Origin of the sequence: Paenarthrobacter sp. R1 (genome assembly GCF_030264015.1) — a bacterium.
GTDB lineage: Bacteria > Actinomycetota > Actinomycetes > Actinomycetales > Micrococcaceae > Arthrobacter > Arthrobacter ureafaciens.
Map to the genome: position 1 here is coordinate 3926670 of NZ_CP127115.1, position 19256 is coordinate 3945925.

19 protein-coding genes, 1 tRNA gene and 1 pseudogene are annotated in these 19256 nt (G+C 62.9%); 13 read left to right on the forward strand and 8 right to left on the reverse strand.

All coding sequences use genetic code 11. From position 1 onward, the window contains the following. Positions 1-162: 162 nt before the first annotated feature. The 5 genes from QN084_RS18720 to QN084_RS18740 all read left to right on the forward strand — a co-directional run bounded on the left by QN084_RS18720 (position 163) and on the right by QN084_RS18740 (position 4051). Positions 163-1011, forward strand: coding sequence for a phage holin family protein (locus QN084_RS18720; protein ID WP_021472567.1), 849 nt, complete (start codon positions 163-165; stop codon positions 1009-1011). A gap of 47 nt (positions 1012-1058) precedes the next feature. After that, positions 1059-1685, forward strand: coding sequence for a CDP-alcohol phosphatidyltransferase family protein (locus QN084_RS18725; RefSeq protein ID WP_021472568.1), 627 nt, complete (start codon positions 1059-1061; stop codon positions 1683-1685). Then, entirely contained in the window at positions 1685-2587 is a 903-nt protein-coding gene (locus QN084_RS18730; RefSeq protein ID WP_021472569.1) for a DMT family transporter, read from the forward strand. Before QN084_RS18725 ends, QN084_RS18730 begins: the two co-directional genes overlap by 1 nt. A gap of 110 nt (positions 2588-2697) precedes the next feature. Then, positions 2698-3894 (forward strand): glycosyltransferase, encoded by a 1197-nt coding sequence (locus QN084_RS18735; RefSeq protein ID WP_069694484.1) that lies wholly within the window; start codon positions 2698-2700, stop codon positions 3892-3894. A gap of 83 nt (positions 3895-3977) precedes the next feature. Beyond that, positions 3978-4051, forward strand: a tRNA-Ile gene (locus QN084_RS18740). Between the two features lie 87 nt (positions 4052-4138). Here QN084_RS18740 and QN084_RS18745 read toward each other — a convergent pair. Further along, positions 4139-5425, reverse strand: coding sequence for an AAA domain-containing protein (locus tag QN084_RS18745; RefSeq protein WP_352231291.1), 1287 nt, complete (start codon positions 5423-5425; stop codon positions 4139-4141). Positions 5426-5471: 46 nt separating this feature from the next. Next, positions 5472-6959: pseudogene (locus QN084_RS24115) on the reverse strand (AAA domain-containing protein); the annotation flags it as partial. A 161-nt stretch (positions 6960-7120) separates the two neighbouring features. On the opposite strand from QN084_RS24115, the gene QN084_RS18755 reads away from it, so the two are divergent. Next, complete coding sequence (locus QN084_RS18755) at positions 7121-8311, forward strand: acyl-CoA dehydrogenase family protein (protein WP_069694485.1); 1191 nt, start codon at positions 7121-7123, stop codon at positions 8309-8311. A gap of 70 nt (positions 8312-8381) precedes the next feature. On the opposite strand, the gene QN084_RS18760 is transcribed toward QN084_RS18755, so the two are convergent. Next, a complete protein-coding gene (locus QN084_RS18760) occupies positions 8382-8912 on the reverse strand; it encodes a M23 family metallopeptidase (protein WP_069694531.1) in 531 nt (176 codons plus the stop codon). Between the two features lie 410 nt (positions 8913-9322). On the opposite strand from QN084_RS18760, the gene rpsB reads away from it, so the two are divergent. The 6 genes from rpsB (at position 9323) to QN084_RS18790 (ending at position 14182) form a co-directional block, all read left to right on the forward strand. Next, a complete protein-coding gene (gene rpsB, locus QN084_RS18765) occupies positions 9323-10162 on the forward strand; it encodes a 30S ribosomal protein S2 (RefSeq protein ID WP_062095912.1) in 840 nt (279 codons plus the stop codon). Positions 10163-10285: 123 nt separating this feature from the next. After that, positions 10286-11122, forward strand: coding sequence for a translation elongation factor Ts (gene tsf / locus QN084_RS18770; RefSeq protein WP_021472575.1), 837 nt, complete (start codon positions 10286-10288; stop codon positions 11120-11122). Positions 11123-11243: 121 nt separating this feature from the next. Then, a complete protein-coding gene (gene pyrH, locus QN084_RS18775) occupies positions 11244-11981 on the forward strand; it encodes a UMP kinase (protein WP_021472576.1) in 738 nt (245 codons plus the stop codon). Between the two features lie 101 nt (positions 11982-12082). After that, complete coding sequence (gene frr, locus QN084_RS18780) at positions 12083-12640, forward strand: ribosome recycling factor (protein ID WP_021472577.1); 558 nt, start codon at positions 12083-12085, stop codon at positions 12638-12640. Next, positions 12640-13575, forward strand: a complete 936-nt coding sequence (locus QN084_RS18785; RefSeq protein ID WP_069694486.1) for a phosphatidate cytidylyltransferase — start codon at positions 12640-12642, stop codon at positions 13573-13575. The genes frr and QN084_RS18785 overlap by 1 nt, the downstream gene beginning before the upstream one ends. A 22-nt stretch (positions 13576-13597) precedes the next feature. Next, the gene (locus QN084_RS18790; RefSeq protein ID WP_021472579.1) at positions 13598-14182 is read left to right on the forward strand and encodes a DivIVA domain-containing protein; all 585 of its coding nucleotides are present in this window, start codon (positions 13598-13600) and stop codon (positions 14180-14182) included. Here QN084_RS18790 and QN084_RS18795 read toward each other — a convergent pair. From QN084_RS18795 to QN084_RS18815, 5 genes are read right to left on the reverse strand one after another with little or no spacing between them, the layout of a single operon-like run. Continuing rightward, a complete protein-coding gene (locus QN084_RS18795; RefSeq protein ID WP_062095917.1) occupies positions 14179-14898 on the reverse strand; it encodes a hypothetical protein in 720 nt (239 codons plus the stop codon). The genes QN084_RS18790 and QN084_RS18795 overlap by 4 nt on opposite strands. A gap of 39 nt (positions 14899-14937) precedes the next feature. Continuing rightward, a complete protein-coding gene (locus QN084_RS18800) occupies positions 14938-16413 on the reverse strand; it encodes a sodium/solute symporter (RefSeq protein WP_021472581.1) in 1476 nt (491 codons plus the stop codon). Then, positions 16410-16769: a hypothetical protein gene (locus tag QN084_RS18805; RefSeq protein ID WP_069694487.1), complete on the reverse strand. Its 360-nt coding sequence runs from the start codon at positions 16767-16769 to the stop codon at positions 16410-16412. Before QN084_RS18805 ends, QN084_RS18800 begins: the two co-directional genes overlap by 4 nt. Next, positions 16766-17485, reverse strand: coding sequence for a LytR/AlgR family response regulator transcription factor (locus tag QN084_RS18810; protein ID WP_021472583.1), 720 nt, complete (start codon positions 17483-17485; stop codon positions 16766-16768). The genes QN084_RS18805 and QN084_RS18810 overlap by 4 nt, the downstream gene beginning before the upstream one ends. 15 nt (positions 17486-17500) lie before the next feature. Continuing rightward, the gene (locus QN084_RS18815) at positions 17501-18679 is read right to left on the reverse strand and encodes a histidine kinase (RefSeq protein WP_069694488.1); all 1179 of its coding nucleotides are present in this window, start codon (positions 18677-18679) and stop codon (positions 17501-17503) included. Positions 18680-18870: 191 nt separating this feature from the next. Between QN084_RS18815 and QN084_RS18820 the strand changes: the two genes are divergently transcribed. After that, positions 18871-19251 carry a DUF485 domain-containing protein gene (locus tag QN084_RS18820; RefSeq protein ID WP_021472585.1) on the forward strand — a complete coding sequence of 127 codons (381 nt, stop codon included), beginning with the start codon at positions 18871-18873 and terminating at the stop codon, positions 19249-19251. Positions 19252-19256: the final 5 nt, after the last annotated feature.

Consider the following 19256-nt stretch of genomic DNA (forward strand, 5'->3'; position numbering starts at 1 on the left):
GTGAAACATCATATTTATGGGCCCATGCCGGGCGCGCCGCAGGCTCGATGGCTGAAGTTCAGCACGAACCTGAATGATAGTTTTGAGGACAAGTGCCTGCGGCGTGCTGTTTGGCCGCTTTCACCCATCACGAAGCCCAGAGGAAGCAGTTAGGCGGAACCCATGAGCGGACGTCACACCAGTCGGACCGGCAAAGGCCCAGCCATCCGTAGTTTGCCGAAGACCCTCAAGCTCGTTGCCCGTTTGGCACCCAGGCAACTGAATGACGAACTGGCGCTGGCCAGGGTCGAACTGAAACGCAAAGCCGCACAGGTAGGTGTGGCGGGTGCGTTCTTCGGCGTTGCCCTCGTCTTCCTGATGCTCCTGGTCATTGCACTGGTGGTGGCAGCCATCCTCGGCCTTGCCACCATTATGCCCGGATGGCTCGCAGCCCTGATCGTTGCTGCGGTGTTCCTGCTGATTGTTGCCTTGGGTGCCTTGATAGGCACCGCCAAGTTCAGGGCAGCCATGCCGCTGGTTCCGGAGGATACTATCCGCGGGATCAAGCATGACCTGGGCATTGCCAAGGAAGGCTCGGCCTTCGATGAGTCCATCCTTGATCCCAATTCCCCCGCAGCCAAGGCGGCCAAGGCCCAAAAGGAAGCTGAAGCGCAAAAAGCGAAGGCTGAGAAAGCGGCCAAGGAGGCCGCCAAGGACGCCGATGCCGCCAAGGCACCCACCGAAGCTGAACTGCGGCGCCGGCTGGACAAGCGCCGCGAGCACCTTACCGGTGTCCGCGACGAACTTGGCGAGGAGCTTGACGTCAAGAAGCAGGGGCAGGCATTGCTGGAGACTGCCAACCAGAAACTGCAGGAAGGCCGTGAATTTGCGGCCGCCAAGTTCGCCGCTGCCGGCGAATCGGTTCCCGAGGACTTCACCGGGCGCCTTGCCGCCCGCTGGAAGGACCTCGTGGCGTTTGCTGCCGCTGCCGCCGTCTTCGTGGTTGCGCTACGGAAGCTGCTCAAGAAGTAAAAGCTTGCGGCAGTAACGCACACACTGAAGTAGAGGAGGGGGACATCATGAGGCTGATCGGTGCAGGGTCACGCCCCGACCGTCCCCAAGTGGACCACGACCTCATCGTCACCGTCCCGAACATCCTGACGGTCCTGCGCTTCATGGGTGTCCCGCTCTTCGTCTGGCTTGTCCTGTCCCAGCGGGAGTACGGCTTTGCCGTGCTGGTCCTGGTGGTCATGGGCAGCACCGACTGGGTGGACGGCTACATCGCCCGGCGTTTCGACCAGACCTCCAAGCTTGGCCGGATACTGGATCCGATGGCGGACCGGGCAGCCCTCATAGCGGTGGCCGTCACCCTGGCGGTTGCCGGCGTCGTGCAGTGGTGGTACCTGGCCGCGCTGGTGGTTCCGGACATCATCCTGGCCACTGCCTCCCTGATCTACTTCCGCAGCCACCCGGACCTCCCCGTGAGCGTCGTCGGTAAGATCCGTACGGCGCTGTTGCTGCTGGGCACTCCGTTGTTGGTGCTTTCCAAACTCCAGATTCCCTTCACTGACGTGTACTTCGTGGCGGCGTGGACGTTCCTTGGCCTTGGCCTGGTGGGGCACTGGATCGCCGCCTACAACTATTTCTGGGCCATCCTGCGGAAAGGCAAGGACCTGCAAAGCGAAGACGACGGCGGAAACGGCTGATGGTCTGGCTTGCGGTCGTCCTGGCAGTGCTTGGCGCATTTTTCCTCGCCATCGGTGCCCAGCGGCAGGGCAGTGCGGTCAAAGCCGATACCGGCGGCCTCGCCCTCAGCTCCAACGGGTTCCTGCGCCTGCTCCGTAACCCGCGGTGGATGTTCGGCCTCCTGCTGCTGGCGCTGGGCATGGCAGCGAACGCGGTGGCCCTCGTCTCGGCGCCTTTGACCGTGGTGCAGCCCATCGGCGCGATTGCGCTGGTGATCACCACTGTGGTGAACGCAAAGGACCAAGGCCTCAGCATCAACCGCGCCACGGTAGTGGCCATCACGGCGTGCGTCACGGGATCGGCATTGTTCGTGCTGCTGGCGGTGACGGTAACGCAGGAAAACCACCACGTGAGCGCTGAGGACGAGCTGACCATCGTCTTGCTGCTGGCCCTGGCCGTCGGTTTGTTCGGGACACTGGCCGTGCTTTTCAAGCACAGGATGAGCGCCTTCATCTACATTATTGGGGCAGGTGTCCTTTTCGGTTTTGTCGCCGTTCTGACGCGGATCATCGGCAAGCACCTGCTGGATCCCAACGGGCTGTTCCTGCTCAACGTCCAGTGGTACACGCTGATCGCCATCGCCGCCGCGGGCGGACTCGGTTCCTGGTTTGTGCAGAGCGCCTACTCGAGCGGACCGCCGGACCTGGTCATTGCAGGATTGACCGTCATCGACCCCATGGTGGGCATTGCCATCGGCATCATCATCCTGGGTGAGCTTCGTCCCGATGTCCACACCGTCATGGCAATCGCCATGGCTGCGGCGGCCGTCCTTGCTATCGTGGGGGTAATCGCCCTGAGCCGCCATCACCCGGAAGTTACCAAGCGCAAGAAAGAAGCCAAGGGACCTCACCGGAAGGCCTAGGGGGTAAGCAGTACCTTGTGCCACCGCTTCGGCGGTCCGGCAAAACCGGCGACACCGCAGCATAGCCACCTTCCATGCTGTCCGCACCGTGACCATCAGGAGTTCTCCACGTGACCATTCCCGACACCAATAAACCCCTTACCATCCTGATTGCGGCGGACACATACCCCCCGCACGTCAACGGAGCAGCCCAGTTCGGGTACCGCCTGGCCAAGGGAATGACGGCGCGTGGACACAATGTGCACGTCCTGGCGTGCCGGCAGGACAAGGGCAAGAGCTTCACGGAGTTCCGGGATGAAGCCACGGTGCACCGGCTTCGTTCGCACAGCGTTCCCACGCACGAATACTTCCGCATCTGCTTCCCGTGGGAGATCAAGAAGGAAATCAGACTTCTTTTCGACAAGGTCCAGCCTGACGTCGTCCACATCCAGAGCCACTACATGATCGGCGAGCATGTCCTCTATGAGGCTGTAAAGCGCGGTGTGCGGATCGTGGCCACCAACCACTTCATGCCTGAAAACCTGAACCCGTTCCTGCCCTTCCCACAGTGGTTCAAGGACATCGTCGGACGGATCTCGTGGAAGGACATGGGCAAGGTGATGGGCAAGGCGGACGTCGTCACCACGCCAACGCCCCTCGCGGCAAAGGCGATGCACCAGCACGCCTTCCTTCGCAAGGTCCTGCCGTTGTCCAACGGCATCGACTCGGCCGCCTATGAGCTGCAGCCCGGAGAGACCGTTGAGCGGCCTGCGCATCCCACCGTGCTCTTCGTCGGTCGCCTCGCCGAAGAAAAGCATGTGGACGTGCTCATTGACGCCGTCTCCAAGACCCCGCGCGAATTGAACGTGCACCTTGAGATCGTGGGAGGTGGCGAAGTCCGCCCGGCACTGGAAGCGCAAGTGGCAAAGCTCGGATTGCAGGATCGCGTGAAGTTCCTGGGCCTGGCCAGTGATGAAGAATTGCGGGAGGCCTACATCAAGGCCGATGTCTTCTGCATGCCTGGAACCGCGGAGCTCCAGTCCTTGGTAACGCTCGAAGCCATGTCTGCGTCCACGCCTGTGTTGCTGGCGAACGCCATGGCGCTGCCGCACTTGGTCCGCGACGGGGAGAACGGCTACCTGTTCACCCCGAATGACAGCAACGAACTGGCCGCGAAGATCACCGAGCTGGTGAAGCTTCCCGAGGACCAGTTGCGTGCCATGGGCAAGGTCAGCCGCGAGATGGTGGAACCGCACAGCATCAACAGCACCCTGCAGACTTTCGAGGACCTGTACCGGGGCGCGAGCTATGACGACATGGTGGTGTGACCGGAGCACTGCCTTCCAGCTATTAGTATTGCTAGAGTGCTTTGCCCTCCAAACGTCTTTCATGGCGGATTGAAGGGCTTCACGGGGCTATAGCTCAGCTGGTTAGAGCGCGGGACTCATAATCCTAAGGTCCTCGGTTCAAGTCCGAGTAGCCCTACATCACGGGAGCCGTGGTTGACGTCCGGGAGGTCAACCACGGCTCCTTTTGTATCTCCTGGTGATTCGGAGCCAGGGCAGCGGATGCTTAGTTGTCCAAGGCGTGCGACAACGCCTGCCGGATCCGTGCCTCCTCACGGCTGCCCGTAGTAGCCAGGCGGATGAGAGGAAGCCCGTGCGCCGCACAGATGGCATTCTTATGGGCGTCACGCACCCGCTGGACGGCATTGTTCTCGTGGAATTCGAAGCCATCGACCTCTACTGCCAGGACTGCCTGCCGCGTGATGCGGTTGTAAATCACGAAGTCGAAAGTAGCTCCGTTGTTGATGTAGCTGATGTGCTCCGGTGTGAGCGCCGTGGTAGCCCGCAGCAAACTCTTCAAGAGGACCTGGGGCGCCAACGCAAGGTCGGTGAACGGGGCTTCTGTGAGTATTTCGCTCAACACCGTGTGAATGATGTTCTCCGAAGCAAACGCTGAATCCTTCTTGAGCCTGTCCGCGAGGGGTTGCAGCACCGCCGAGTACTCCCTGTAGAGCAAATCGAATACCGACACGACCGTGCTCTCGACCACTCCTTCACCCGGATTGCTGTAGCGGATGAACAGGACGAGGTCCCGGAGGTTGCGGCTTTGGGGCACCATGTCGTAATTAGTGACCAACACGAACCGCTTCGTGGCCCGCGAGACAGCCACGTTGACGAGGTTGGGATCATCGACGAACTGTATTCCGCGGTGACCCTCTGCGGTTTCATCGACGACTGTGCTCATGATGACCACTTCCTTCTCCCGGCCTTGGAACTTGTGGACCGTGTCCGCCTGGACGTCATTGATCAAGGCATCGTCCGTCTGGATGCGCTCGAGGAGGGCGTCCGTTATCTTGTCCACCTGCCGGCGGTAGGGACTAATGACGCCGATGTTCTCCCGGCGCACGTCCTGGCAGAAGTCGCGGAGTACCTCCTTCGCGATGACCTCCGCTTCGCGTTGATTCGTGCGGCCTCCGGAGCTATGGGCCCGCATGTGGTTGCCGGCCGTGGTCCGGACGACTACCAGGGCTGGGTGGTGTCGTGGACCCGCTGGAGGGACCGGTATCAATTGACCGTCGTAAAACTTCTTGTTGCAGAAGTCGATGATGGCGGGGTCGCAGCGATAGTGTTCCCGGAGCATGGTGCGGGGGAGTGATGGCCCGTACGCCGCGATGACGGCGGAGAGGATGCTGTGCCGTTTGTAATCGAAGTGGGGGACCGGAGGGGTTTTGGCGGCCCTGATTGGGGTGGCTATGTGCTGAAGTTGCTTCAGATCGCCAACGATCACTACGTTCCTGGCACATGACAATGCCAGCCCGGCAGCGAGCAGATCCACCCACCTGCGAGGCTTCATCGATAATCAGATAGTCCAGCAACTGCCCTCTTGGGACGTTCCGGCGGAGGGAGTGGCACGTGCTGAGAAGTACCGGGTAGTCGGCAGTAAAGTCTGCGAACTGCTTGTTATAGGTTTCCTTGGCGTAGATCCGCCGTGGCATGGCCATGTACCGCCGGCGGAGCAGTCCCTCCAAGCGCCGCTTGGAAGAGCTGCAATATTCCGTCTGAACGTGGGCATACTCCGAAGAAGCTAACAGCCCGGAAGCCTTCTCCACCTGTTTCTCAAGCTCGGCGACTTTGAGATCGTAGAAGGCCTGGTGGAGGCTAAGGACTGTGTTGCTGTCGCCCAGGTCCAGTTGGCTAAGACGTCCATATCGAAGTCGAAGCCGGAGCCGGCGGATGAACTTCCCCAGCCTGCCAGGGGCTGGCGGTGCAGAGACCGTTTCAGCCAGGAACCGCAGTACCTGGCCGGAGGTTTGCAGACGCGAAAGGCCCTCCAACTCCGGCAAGTCTGCCCGGTCCACGCTTAGCAGGAAGTGATCCCGTTCAAGCTGGAAAGCATCCAGCTCCTGTTGCCACAGTGCCAGCTGCCGGGATGTCTCCTGCAGCGTCCGCAATTGCCGGGTGGAACTTTCCAGATCTTCATTGGGGATCTCTTCAGGTATGGGACCACGGAGCCAGGCGTCCAGGTCGGAGTTCCGGTCGCCTTGGCGAAGGAAGAACTCATCCCTTTTGTCCTGGCGGCCGAGGTCGGCCACGATATGTCCCAGACCATGATCAATGAGTTTGTCGCGGACGTTCTCCACCGCTGCGTTGTTCAAGGAGGCAACTCCGACGGTCTTCCCTTGAACGCTGACCAGGTTGGCTATCAGGTTCACAATCGTCTGTGTCTTGCCTGTCCCCGGAGGGCCGTCAATAACGGAGATCCGGTTTCCGAGCGCCATGACCAAGGCGTCGCGCTGGCTGATATTGGATGAGAACGGCTCCAGTACTGGGGCGGCGGGATCTACGGACATTGGGGGCCTGCCCTCAAGTAAGAGCCGCAAGGCGCTGTCAGCAGGGATGTCCTTGAAGTTCGAATACTCACGACGAAGGAAATCGTTCGGCGCCAGGTTGGCGGCGAGGTCCCGCCAATAGTCCAGTACTGCTTCTGCTGCCTGGACCTCTTCCGGCTTTCTGGTCACCCTCAATTGGGTCTCAGGGCATGTCGTGTACCCGTCGCCTGACTCGCTGCTGTAGAAGACCCGAAACCAGGACTCGCGCCCGCCCGGAAAGCGGAGGACCTCCGTGACGCCCTGAATGGTGCCGCCCCGAATCTGTACCACGTCCGCGCGATGGATAACGATGACCTCCGGATTGCCAAGGACGACGACGTTCGTCGCCGCATAGCGGTAACTCCTGCCGCCGTTCCGTGAACCCAAGGTCACGTTGATGACGTTTCCGGCTTCGTGGTACGCCAGCACCTGGGCTGTCTTGTCGTCAAACCCGCCCCGCTCCTTGTTGCGGATGAGGACTACTTCCTGACGTGGATCGATCATGGCTGCCCCAATCATTCTTGCCCTTAAGCCCCGAGGCTACTGGCAGGAGTCCCACTCCGGAGGGAAGACATTGCCCGAAGCGGGGGAGTGAGGTATGTTACTGACCAGTAACATACCCGTCGGTAACTTGCCGAAACCCGTCTTGGTCGCTGTGGACCAATCCAGGAGGAGAGAACATGTCGAACGCCCCCTTCGATCCCGCCACCCTGCCCTACGCCGACGGCGACTTCTATGCTTTCGAGCAGTTGCTGACAGGAAAGGAACAGGACCGCCTGGCAGAAGTTCGTGAGTTCCTGGCCCGCGAGGTCAAGCCGATCGCCGTGGACTGCTGGAACCGCGCCGAGTTTCCCACGGACCTGATACCCAAACTTGCCGAACTGGACCTTGTCAGCCCAGTCCGTCGGCAGGGCTACTCCAATGTGTTCGCAGGTATCCTGCATGCCGAGATGACGCGGGCTGACGCATCGATCGCCACGTTCATGGGTGTCCATGACGGGCTCTTCACAGGTTCCATCGAAGCCCTGGCTTCCCAGGAGCAGAAGGACGCGTGGCTTCCGGACATCTACTCCTTGAAGAAGATCGGAGCCTTTGGGCTGACCGAGCCGCTGGGAGGTTCCGACGTGGCCGGTGGAACCCGAACCACCGCCCGGCGGGACGGTGACAACTGGATTCTTAATGGCGCCAAGCGGTGGATCGGGAACGCGACGTTCTCGGACTGGGTTGTCATCTACGCGAAGGACGTTGAGGACAATCAGGTCAAGGCGTTCCTGGTGGACACCTCCCTCCCCGGTTTCTCTGCGAGCAAGATCGAGAACAAGATTTCCCTCCGGACCGTGCAGAACGCGGACATTACGCTGGAGGACGTGGTGGTGCCGGACTTCTTCAAGCTGGCGCACGCCAACAGCTTCCGAGACACCAACAAGGTCCTGAAGGTCACCCGGCTTGCGGTTGCATGGCAAGCCGTGGGACTGCAGTTGGCAGCCTTCGATGTGGCGCGCAGCTACGCTGTGGAGCGCCAGCAGTTCGGCAGGCCATTGGCCCGCTTCCAGTTGGTGCAGAACCAGTTGGTGCAGATCCTTGGCAATACCGTGGCTTCCATGGGCATGATGGTCCGCTTGGCCCAGTTGGAGGACGCCGGAGCTGCCAAGGATGAACAGTCGGCGCTGGCGAAAGCCTTCACTACAGCCCGCATGCGCGAAAGTGTTGCGCTCGGACGCAGCATCCTGGGCGGCAACGGAATAGTCACCGACTACGGCATGGCCAAGGTCTTCGCTGATGCCGAGGCCATCTATTCGTATGAGGGCACGCACGAGATCAACACGCTGGTCACTGGGCGCGCCATCACGGGAGTCTCCGCGATCGTCTAAGGATCGGGCGCGCCGGGGGTGGGCACAATGGTGCCGCGGCATGGGCCGGTTCAAGGGCGGGCCGGTCTGTTCAATCAAGCGGCAGCAGTATTGAGGGACGCAGGTCCTGCACGAACGCCAAGGGATTGACGTAGTCGTCGCCGCGCCGGACACCCCAGTGGAGGCACTTAGCTGCCGGGCAATGCCCCGCGATGTCCTCGATTGTGCCGATCACCTGCCCTTTCGCCACGGGGTCGCCCTGCTGAAGTTCGCTGGCCACCGGCTCGAAGCTGCTCCGCAGGCCGCCGCCGTGGTCGATGGTGATGACCTTCCTGTCAACAACGACGCCGGCGAAGGTCACCACGCCGTCGGCCGGGGCGAAGACCTGCGAATCCGCCTTCCCGGGAGTGCTGGAGGACTCCGGCGCCAGATCCACGCCGCGGTGCCCGCTGAGCCAAGGCTTGTCCGGAGGATCGAACGGTTGCGCCACCTTGGGTTTGGGGGACAGCGGCCAGTCCCAGCGTGGCTGCGCAGGAGCCGGTGCCGCGCCAGGCGCGGCAGGGGCGGAGCCTGCCAACACGGCGGCTGCCAGCAGGAGGTGAGCGATCTTCGGCAGGGTCATGGAACCAGCCTCCAGCGTGTGGCTGCACGGGGCCATGGCCCGGGTTCCGTATGTGAATAAGCACGCCTTGGCCTGCCCCGGCGGACGGTCAAAAATGCGGGTCTGCTGTAGTACACTTGATGGAGCAGTTTGCTGTGCCCTCAAGCTTATTCAGGAGCGCGTCTCATTCAGGTGCGTGAGGGGCTCAACCTGACTACGCGTATCCAGCCCTCCATCAGCGGAGCCTCGTGGCTCCACGCTGCGGAGGATTGTGCCTCCTGCGGTCCGGCCTGACTTGTCCGGATGGGAAGTGCAATGGATGCCAGGAGCCGTGCCCGTCCGGGCCATGGCTAAAAAACCGTCAACTATTGGCAGGGTAAGAGCAGCCCTCGGGGCTCTCTCATGAATGACCTGCCGGAAGGAGCGTCGGCATGCCCGTCGTAACCATGCGCCAGCTGCTTGACAGCGGCGTCCACTTTGGACACCAGACCCGTCGTTGGAACCCGAAGATGAAGCGCTTCATCTTCACGGAGCGCAACGGCATCTACATCATTGACCTCCAGCAGTCGCTGTCCTACATCGACCGCGCCTACGAGTTCGTCAAGGCTACTGTCGCCCACGGCGGCACGGTCCTGTTCGTCGGCACCAAGAAGCAGGCCCAGGAAGCAATTGCCGAGCAGGCTACCCGCGTTGGCCAGCCGTACGTCAACCAGCGTTGGCTCGGCGGTATGCTGACCAACTTCCAGACTGTCGCCAAGCGTATCCAGCGCATGAAGGAACTCGAAGAGATCAACTTCGACGACGTCGCAGGCTCGGCATACACCAAGAAGGAGCTCCTGCTCCTCAAGCGCGAACTCACCAAGCTTGAAGCCAACCTCGGTGGTATCCGCAACCTGACCAAGGCTCCTTCGGTTCTGTGGGTTGTTGACACCAAGAAGGAACACCTTGCTGTTGACGAAGCCAAGAAGCTGAACATCCCGGTTGTTGCCATCCTGGACACCAACTGCGATCCGGACGAAGTCGACTTCCCGATCCCGGGCAACGACGACGCCATCCGCTCCGTGAACCTGCTCACCCGCGTTGTTGCCGACGCCGTTGCTGAGGGCCTCATCGCCCGCAACCAGCGCTCCTCCGGCACCACCGAAGCTCCGGAAGAGCCGCTTGCCGAGTGGGAGCGCGAACTCCTCGAAGGCAGCAAGGCAGAAGCAGAAGCCAAGGCCGCTGAAGCAACCGAGGCTCCCGCAGCCGGCGAAGCTGAAGAAGCCAAGTAAATCTGTACCTTCCCTGACGCCGGAAACCGCGTCGGGGGCTACTGACAGGATGGCGGCCCACACTGTGGGTTGCCGTCCTGTTAGTTACGTAAACACCAAAAATTTCTAGACAGAGGGGTTCCCATGGCGAACTACACTGCTGCTGACATCAAGGCCCTGCGCGAGCGCACCGGCGCCGGCATGATGGACGTCAAGAAGGCTCTTGACGAGGCCAACGGTGACGCCGAGAAGGCCATCGAAATCATTCGCATCAAGGGCCTCAAGGGCGCTACCAAGCGCGAAGGCCGTTCCACTGCCGAGGGCCTGGTTGCTGCCAAGGTCACCGGCGGCGTTGGCGTAATGATCGAGGTCAACTGCGAGACCGACTTCGTCGCCAAGGCTGACAAGTTCATCCAGCTGGCTGACAAGGTCCTCAACGTTGCAGTCGAGTCCGGCGCAGCCGACCTCGACACCCTGCTCGCCACCGAGGTAGACGGCAAGAAGCTTGCCGACGTCGTCATCGAAGAGGGCGCAGTCCTCGGCGAGAAGGTTGTTGTCCGCCGTATCTCCCGCGTTGAGGGAACCACGGTTGACGCTTACCTGCACAAGACCTCCAAGGACCTCCCGGCCCAGGTCGGCGTTCTGTTCGCTGTTGACGGCGAAGGCGAAGCCGCTGCCACCGCAGCACACGACATCGCCGTCCACGTTGCCGCCATGGCTCCGAACTACCTGACCCGCGAAGACGTTCCGGCCGAACTGGTCGAGTCCGAGCGCCGCATTGCGGAAGAGACCGCCAAGGCTGAAGGCAAGCCGGAAGCTGCACTTCCCAAGATCGTCGAAGGCCGCGTGACGGGCTTCTACAAGGGTGAAGTTCTGGTTGACCAGGCATTCGCCAAGGACTCCAAGAAGACCGTTGCCCAGGTCCTCGAGGAAGCCGGCGTCAAGGCAACCGCAGTTACCCGTTTCCGCGTCGGAAACTAGCAAGTCATGAAGAGGGGTGGTCACTTCGGTGGCCGCCCCTTTTTCATGCATCCGTCAGGGTAGTACCTGGGCGGACCAACAGCACGATAATCTAGCCCAAGTCCACCAACGGGAAGGCACCATGGAAACCGTCAACACTGCAATCCAGCCCGAGAAGAGCCGCCGTCGTGTACTGCTGAAGCTGTCCGGCGAGGTCATCGGCGGGGGCAAGCTCGGCGTCGATCCTGAAACCGTCCGGGCGATCGCGAAGCAGATCGCTGCCGCTGTCTCCGACGTTGAAGTGGCGATCGTGGTGGGTGGAGGTAACTTCTTCCGCGGCGCCGAACTCTCCCAGAGCGGCATGGACCGCTCCCGTGCGGACTACATGGGCATGCTTGGTACGGTCATGAACTGCCTGGCCCTTCAGGACTTCCTGGAGCAGGCCGGTGTGGAGACGCGGGTGCAGAGCGCGATCACGATGGGCCAGGTGGCCGAGGCTTACATTCCGCGCCGCGCCATCCGCCACATGGAGAAGGGCCGCGTGGTCATCTTCGGTGCCGGCGCCGGTTTGCCGTACTTCTCCACCGACACCGTAGCCGCGCAGCGTGCCCTTGAAGTGCACGCCGACGTCGTCCTGATGGCCAAGAGCGGCGTGGATGGCGTATACACCTCCGATCCCAAGAAGGACCCCACCGCGGAAAAGCTGGATGTGCTCAGCTACGACGATGCCCTCCGCCGCGATATCCGTGTCATGGACCAGACGGCTATGACCATGTGCAAGGACAACAACCTGTCCATGGTGGTCTTCGGCATGGAGGGCGAAGGCAACGTAACCCGCGCCATCCGCGGTGAAACCCTCGGAACCCTGGTTACCCCCTAGCAGCGGCTAGGATATTTCTAGGACCGTCCGCCCGCAGTGGCGGATCTTTACTGTGCATGGCCGCCCGTAGCAGGGCAGCGACTATTACTGAGGAGAACCCCGTGATCGAAGAGACCTTGCTCGAAGCCGGCGAGAAGATGGACAAGGCGGTTGAGGTAGCCAAGGAAGACTTCGCCTCGATCCGTACGGGCCGGGCGAACCCCGGACTCTACAACAAAGTGATCGTGGAGTACTACGGCACCCCCACGCCGCTCCAGCAGCTTGCTTCCTTCGCCGTTCCGGACGCACGCACCATCCTCATCACGCCCTACGACAAGAGCGCGCTCCGCGACATTGAGAAGGCCCTGAGCGACTCCGAGGTGGGTGCCAACCCCTCCAACGACGGCAACGTCATCCGCGTGACCATTCCTGAGCTCACCAAGGAACGCCGCAAGGAATACGTCAAGATCGTCAAGGGCAAAGGCGAGGACGCCAAGGTGTCCGTCCGCAGCATCCGCCGCAAGGCCAAGGACGCCCTGGACAAGCTGGTCAAGGACGGCGAAGCCGGTGAAGACGAGGGTGCCCGCGCCGAAAAGGAACTCGACGCCATCACCAAGCAACACGTCGACAGCATCGATGACCTGCTGAAGCGCAAGGAAGCCGAGCTGCTCGAGGTCTGATGAGTCAGCCAGAGCCGGCGCCCGCCGGGCAGGTCCCGACGTCAGGGGCGCGCAGACTGGCCAGGCGCCTGCAAGGTAACCCGACGCCGAAGGCGGGCCGCAATCTGCCCGCCGCCATCGGCGTCGGGCTTGCCATGCTGTTTGCCGTCCTTGGCGGACTGCTTTTCCTGCCGCTGGGCTTTGTCCTGCTGGTTACCGCTTTCGCTGTCCTGGGTGTGTGGGAAGTATTCCGTGCCCTTGAGGCCCAAGGCACCCGCATGCCGGTGATCCCGGTGGTGGTGGGAGCCCTGGCGATGCCCGTATCCGCCTACTTCGGCGGACTTGAGGGGCTCCTCTTCACCATGGTGGCCAGCAGTGTTGCCGTGCTCTTGTGGCGTTCCATCGAAAGTGCCGCCGGGGCGCCCCGCAGTGTCTTTGCCGGGGTGTTCACGCTGGCATGGGTGCCCTTCCTGATCAGCTTCGCGGCGTTGCCGCTCCATGCCGCGGGCGGTGCGACTCCCGTGGGCCTGTGGCCGAACGGAATCCCCGCCGGGGCATGGCAGATCGCGTCGATGCTCCTGCTGGTGGTGGCCAACGACACCTTCGGCTACATCGTTGGTGCCTCGTTCGGGAAGCACCCCATGGCGCCCAAAATCAGCCCCAAGAAGTCCTGGGAGGGTTTCGCCGGATCGGTTGCCGGTGCCATGGTCATTGGCGTGCTGGCCTGCTTGCTGTTCCTGGACAAGCCCTGGTGGGTCGGGCTGATCCTGGCCACCGGCATGGTTGCCGCAGCCACTGCCGGCGATCTTGCCGAGTCCATGGTCAAGCGTGAACTCGGGGTGAAGGATATGAGCAGCATCCTCCCCGGCCACGGCGGCGTCATGGACCGCCTGGATTCAATCGTGTTCGCAGCCCCCGTGGCTTTTGTTCTGTTCGCGCTGCTGAGCGGCGTCTGACACCCCCGACGAAGGATAGTTGATGGCATTGGATATACGACGCCAGATCCCGGCAACGTTCGAGCGCGTGGAGCGCAACAAGTACGGCTACAACGCCAAGCAAGTAGACGCGTTCCTCAGCCGTGCACGGAACTCGTTCGAGAACCCGGGCAACACGGCCGACCCCGTGGCCAGTGCCGACGTCAGGGATGTGGCCTTCGATCCCGTCAAGGGCGGGTATGACGCCCAAAGCGTCGATGCCGCCTTGGACAGGCTGGAGGATGCCTTTGCGCGCCGCGAGCGGGATGACCTGATCAACCAGCAGGGCGAGGAAGCCTGGCTTCGGCAGATCGGTAAGCTCTCCGGCATTTTGCGTGGCCGGCTTCACCGTCCCGACGGCGAGCGGTTCCGCCGGCCGGCCAGGAAGCGGACCCGCAGCTACAACGTCCAGGACGTAGACGCACTGTGCGTCCAGTTGATCGACTACCTCGAAAACGATCAGCCGCTCAGCGTAGATACGGTCCGGAGGGCTGTCTTCCGGGCGGCGAAGGGCGATGAAGGCTACGACGAAGCACAGGTGGACGTCTTCCTGGACCGCGTTGTGGAGTTGATGGCCGCCATCGATTAGGGGGTCTTCCGGCTGTCCCCGGTAGGGCCGCCCCCGGCAGGGGAGATCGATGTGAGCTTCCGCCAGACGCCGTCGTAGCGGCGTTTACCGCGGAACAAGGACGTCACCAGGAAGGCCAGCCCGGCCATCACTCCTGCGCCCACGGCGAATGGTGCTGCCAACCCGGCCACCAACAAAGCCGACCCCACCAGCAGGCCGATCAGTGCGGCGTTGACCGTGCCCATGAACACCATGCTGCTGCCTGCCACCTGGCTGAAGTCCCGCCGACCGCCGAAAAAGTAATACGTCCGTTTAGCGCCTTCCTCGTCATCGGTGAAGCCGGCCATGAGGTAGGGGGCAACACCGGGATCCAGGTCAACGTAGGCAGCCCTCAGCCTGTTCATGGCTATGACGTACATGAGGTCTTCCATGCCGACGCTCATGACGCGGACGTGGGTCAGCAGGCCTACCAGCACGTCGATGCTGAGGATGGTCAACGCGAAAGCCCGGAACGCATCCGAGAACTGCGTTGCGTTGCCCACCAAGGCCACGCTGAGCAGGCTCGCCGAGGTAAACGTCAGGAACATGCTGATCCGGGTGAGGACCTCGCCCTGGGTGGTACTTCGTGAAGCGAGCAGGCTCCAATGCTCAGTGGCCAGCAACTGGGCCCGGACACCGGGGGCGGCTGCCGGATCAGCTGGTGGCTGGATGTCCGCAGGGCCCGCTTCGTGGGACATGGCGCCATTGTCCACCCCGCAGGAGCTGCGGACAACCGGTCAGGGCAGTTGGCGTTCGGTGACTACCGGCCGTTCCGGTACGTGCAGCCTGGACATCACGCGGTTCACCGAGGCAGGTACCCGTCCTTTGGTGGCCACGGACACGCCAACGGTCACGGCGAACGCTGCCGGAACCGTCCAGGCTGCAGGCTGGGCCAACCAGAAGGGGGCTGCACTTGCGCCCAGGACAGTGCCAGCCACCATCGCACCGCCGCACAACACGCCACCCGTGACCATTCCTGCGATGGCGCCCGCGTCCGTCAAGCCCCGCCACCAGATGCCCAGGAGCAGCACCGGGCAGATGGTGGATGCCGTGAAGGCAAAGACCAAACCGACGCTGCCTGCCAACGCCAGGGAATCGGTGGTCAAGGCAAAACCCAAGGGGACGACGGCGGCCAACAGCGCCGCGAGCCGGAAGCCGCGGACGCTGCCTCCGAAGAGGTCCTGGCTGATGACGCCCGACAGCGAAACCACCAACCCGGACGTGGTGGACAGGAAAGCCGCAAACGCGCCTGCCACGACGAGCGCGGAGAGAAGGTCGCCGGCCGGGCCACCCACAAGCTTGCCCGGAAGCAGCAATACCAAGGCGTCGGCCTGGCCGGTTCGAGCCAGCTCCGGAGCGTAGATCCGCCCGAGGGCACCTGCCAGGGTAGGGAAGAGGTAGAAGACCGATAACAGGCCCAGCACAATCAATGTTGTACGCCGGGCGGATTGCCCATCGGGATTGGTGTAGAACCGGACGAGCACGTGGGGCAGGCCCAGCGTCCCGAACAGCAGGGCAACCAGCAAGGACACGTTGTGGTAGACGCCGGCGGTGGCCGTTTCCGTAGGGTTGATGGGAAGCGCCGCCACGGGAGCCGTGTCATTGCCCGTCACGGCCAGGAGGATAAAGACCACCGGAACAGCCAGGGCCGTGAGTTTGAGCCAGTACTGGAAAGCCTGGACAAACGTGATTGAACGCATCCCGCCTGCCACAACCGTCAGGCACACAACCAGCACCACCGCCGTCGAGCCTATCCACGACGGCAGGCCCGTTGTGATGCGGATGGTGAGTGCCGCACCGTGGAGTTGCGGCACGATGTACAGCCACCCCACGGCGACTACCACCAGGCTCGTGACGCGCCGGACCATCTTGGAGTCCAGGCGGGCTTCGGTGAAGTCGGGAATCGTGTAGGCCCCGGACCGGCGCAGGGGAGCCGCGACGAATAACAGCAGCATCAGGTAGCCCGCCGTGTATCCAACCGGGAACCACAGGGCGTCAGTACCGGACAGGAGGATGAGGCCGGCAACCCCCAGGAAGCTGGCGGCCGACAGGTATTCGCCCCCGATGGCCGAGGCGTTCCACCATGGCCGGACGGTCCGGGACGCGACGTAGAAATCCCCGGTGGTCCGCGAAATGCGGAGGCCGTAGAAACCGATGGCCGCCGTCGCGAGGGAGACCGCGACGAAAGCGAACAGACCGACCGCCGGGTTCACCGCTCCTCCGTCAAATCACGGTAGCGGGCCTCGTTGCGGGCCGCCGCGCGGGTGAAGACCCACGCGCTGAGCCCTATGACCGGATACACCCCAACGCCCAGCAGAAGCCAGTCCAGACGGATCCCCAGCACAGTTGTCTCCGCAACCCCGGGTCCAAACACCAGGAAGGCCGCGAAAGCGGCGAGGATCAGCAGAAAACCGCAGGCTACCACCAGCGCCAGGCGCAATTGCGAGCGGATGAGTGAACGGATAAAGACCCTGCCGGCGTCGGACTCTTCGCTGACGTCACCGTACGCAAGCCGGCCCCGGGGTACCGGTACCGAATGGCGCGGCGCGGTGACACGGACCCGCGTCATCCTTGCGGCCGGGGACGGGTGGCTTCCAGCCGGTCCCGGACGGAGGGAAGGTGGCGGCGGCTGATGGGCAGCTCGGCACCGGCCACGGTGACGCTGGGGGACGAAGCCGAAAGTTTAAGGTGTCCCACGTGGTTGAGCGCAATCAGGTAGCTGCGGTGGATCCGGATGAAGCCCGCCTCCGCCCACTGCTGTTCAAGGTCGCTGAGGGGAACGCGGATGAGGTAGCTCGCTTCGGCGGTGTGCAGCCGGGCATAGTCGCCCTGGGCCTGGACGTAGCTGACGTCGTCGCGGCGGATCATGCGGGTGGTGCCGCCGAGGTCAACGGTGATCATCTCCGGCGCCGGGGCGCCGTCCTTGATGAGCTCGCTGATCCGGTCCACGGACCTGGCCAGCCGTTCGGCCCGGAGCGGCTTCAGCAGATAATCGACGGCGGCAAGGTCGAACGCCTCCAAAGCGCAGTCCTCGTCGGCCGTTACAAAGACGACGGCGGGAGGGTTGCTGCTGCGGGAGATGGCCCTTGCGATGTCCAAACCGGACAAGGCCGGCATGTGAATGTCGAGGAAAACAGCATCTACGGACTCGGTTTCCAGGGTCCGCAGCGCCTCACCGCCGGAGGAAGCGCGGTGGATTGTGCCAATGCGGCCGTCCCGCCCCAGCAGGAAGGCGAGCTCCTCAACTGCGGGCAGTTCGTCATCGGCGACGAGCACGTTGATCATGCTTCCAGATTAGCCTTATGCGTCGTGGCGAGGTTGGGACTTGGGCACGCGCATGGTGATCAGGGTGCCTTCACCGGGGGCTGTGTCGATCACCAGGCCGTGCTCGTCGCCGTAGACCTGCCGAAGCCGTGCATCCACGTTGCGAAGGCCGACGTGGTCGCCGTCGCTGTGCCCGGCGAGCACTTGCCGCAGGTGCTCCGGGTCCATCCCCACGCCGTCGTCCTCGATGGTGACCTCCGCAAACGCGCCGGAATCATTGGCACAAATGGTGATGTGTCCGGGCCCTTCCTTCGCCTCGAGACCGTGACGGACCGCGTTCTCAACCAGCGGCTGGAGGCTGAGGAACGGGATGACAGTACTCAGCACCTCCGGCGCGATCCGCAGGCTGACCTGGACACGCTCGCCAAACCGGGCCCGTTCCAGCAGGAGGTAGCGGTCAATGCAGCGAAGTTCCTCGGCGAGCGTGGTGAAGTCGCCGTGGCGCCGGAAGGAATACCTGGTGAAGTCGGCAAACTCCACTACCAGTTCACGTGCCCGGGCGGGGTCCGTGTTGATGAAGGAGGCGATGGCGTTCAAGGAGTTGTAGATGAAGTGCGGGCTGATCTGGGCCCTGAGGGCGCGGACTTCGGCCTCCATCAGGAGGGTCCGGGATGCCTCGAGCTCAGCGAGTTCCAGCTGGGCGCCGATCCAATCGGCCACTTCGCTGGTGGCCCGGACCAACCCGGCGCCCGCCGACGGCGCCAGGGCCGCAACTGTCCCCACCACCTTGGAACCGGCGCGGATGGGGGCGATGACGGCACTGAAACTGCCCGGTTGGCCTGTCGCGTGGGGAACCACCGCGGTGCGTCCGCTTTCCAGCACCCCGCGGACAATGCCCATGAGCGCCGGCCTGGTGTCCTCGGCCGTTCCGTCCCACGCCACCACTGCTTCAGTGTCCGTGATCGCCAAGGCCTCGCAGCCAAGGAGCGCCCGCAACTGCTTGCTGGCCTTCCCCGCCCCGGCGGGTTCCAGACCGCCGCGAAGGTGCTGTCCCGCCCGCGATGCGGCGTGCAGCGTCTTGTAGGTTGCCTGCTCGGCGTCCGTGCCGAGGTCCCGGAAGGAGCGCACCACTTTCAGGCCGACACCCACGACGACGGCCACCGCCAGGACGATCACGGCGATCGCGGCTGCTGTGAAAAGCGGGGAATCGGGCATGGAGCAAGAGTAGCCAATGCGCGGGCACGACGACGGCCGGTCCGCCGCTTGCCGTTTGGCGCAGCATAGGGACCGTTGGGCGACGACGGCGGGCAATGTGCTGGAATGACCGCCCCGGCCCGTCAATAGTGATTGCAGTCACATTGGCCGGCTGTGTGGAGCCGATGTGGGCACAACAACCAGGAGGAACCATGGGTAATGATGCCCAACCCCAGGACGCGACAGCGTCCGTGGACTTCCAGGAAGTCCAGCAGACGGAGCGGTTCAAGAAGTTGCGCAAGCGGCACAGGAGCTTCGTCTTTCCCATGGCAGCAGCGTTCCTGCTGTGGTACTTCGCCTACGTTCTCTTGGCCGACTACGCGGTCGGCTTCATGTCCATCAAAGTGTGGGGAAACATCAACGTCGGCCTGATCCTGGGGCTGCTCCAGTTCGTCACCACTTTCGGGATCACCGCGTGGTACGTCAGCTACTCCAACAGGAAACTCGACCCCATCGCCGCCGAAATCCGGAACGAAATCGAAGGCCATGAGTTTGATAAGTCCGGCAGCCTGACCCGTGGGGGAGCGCAGTGAACACC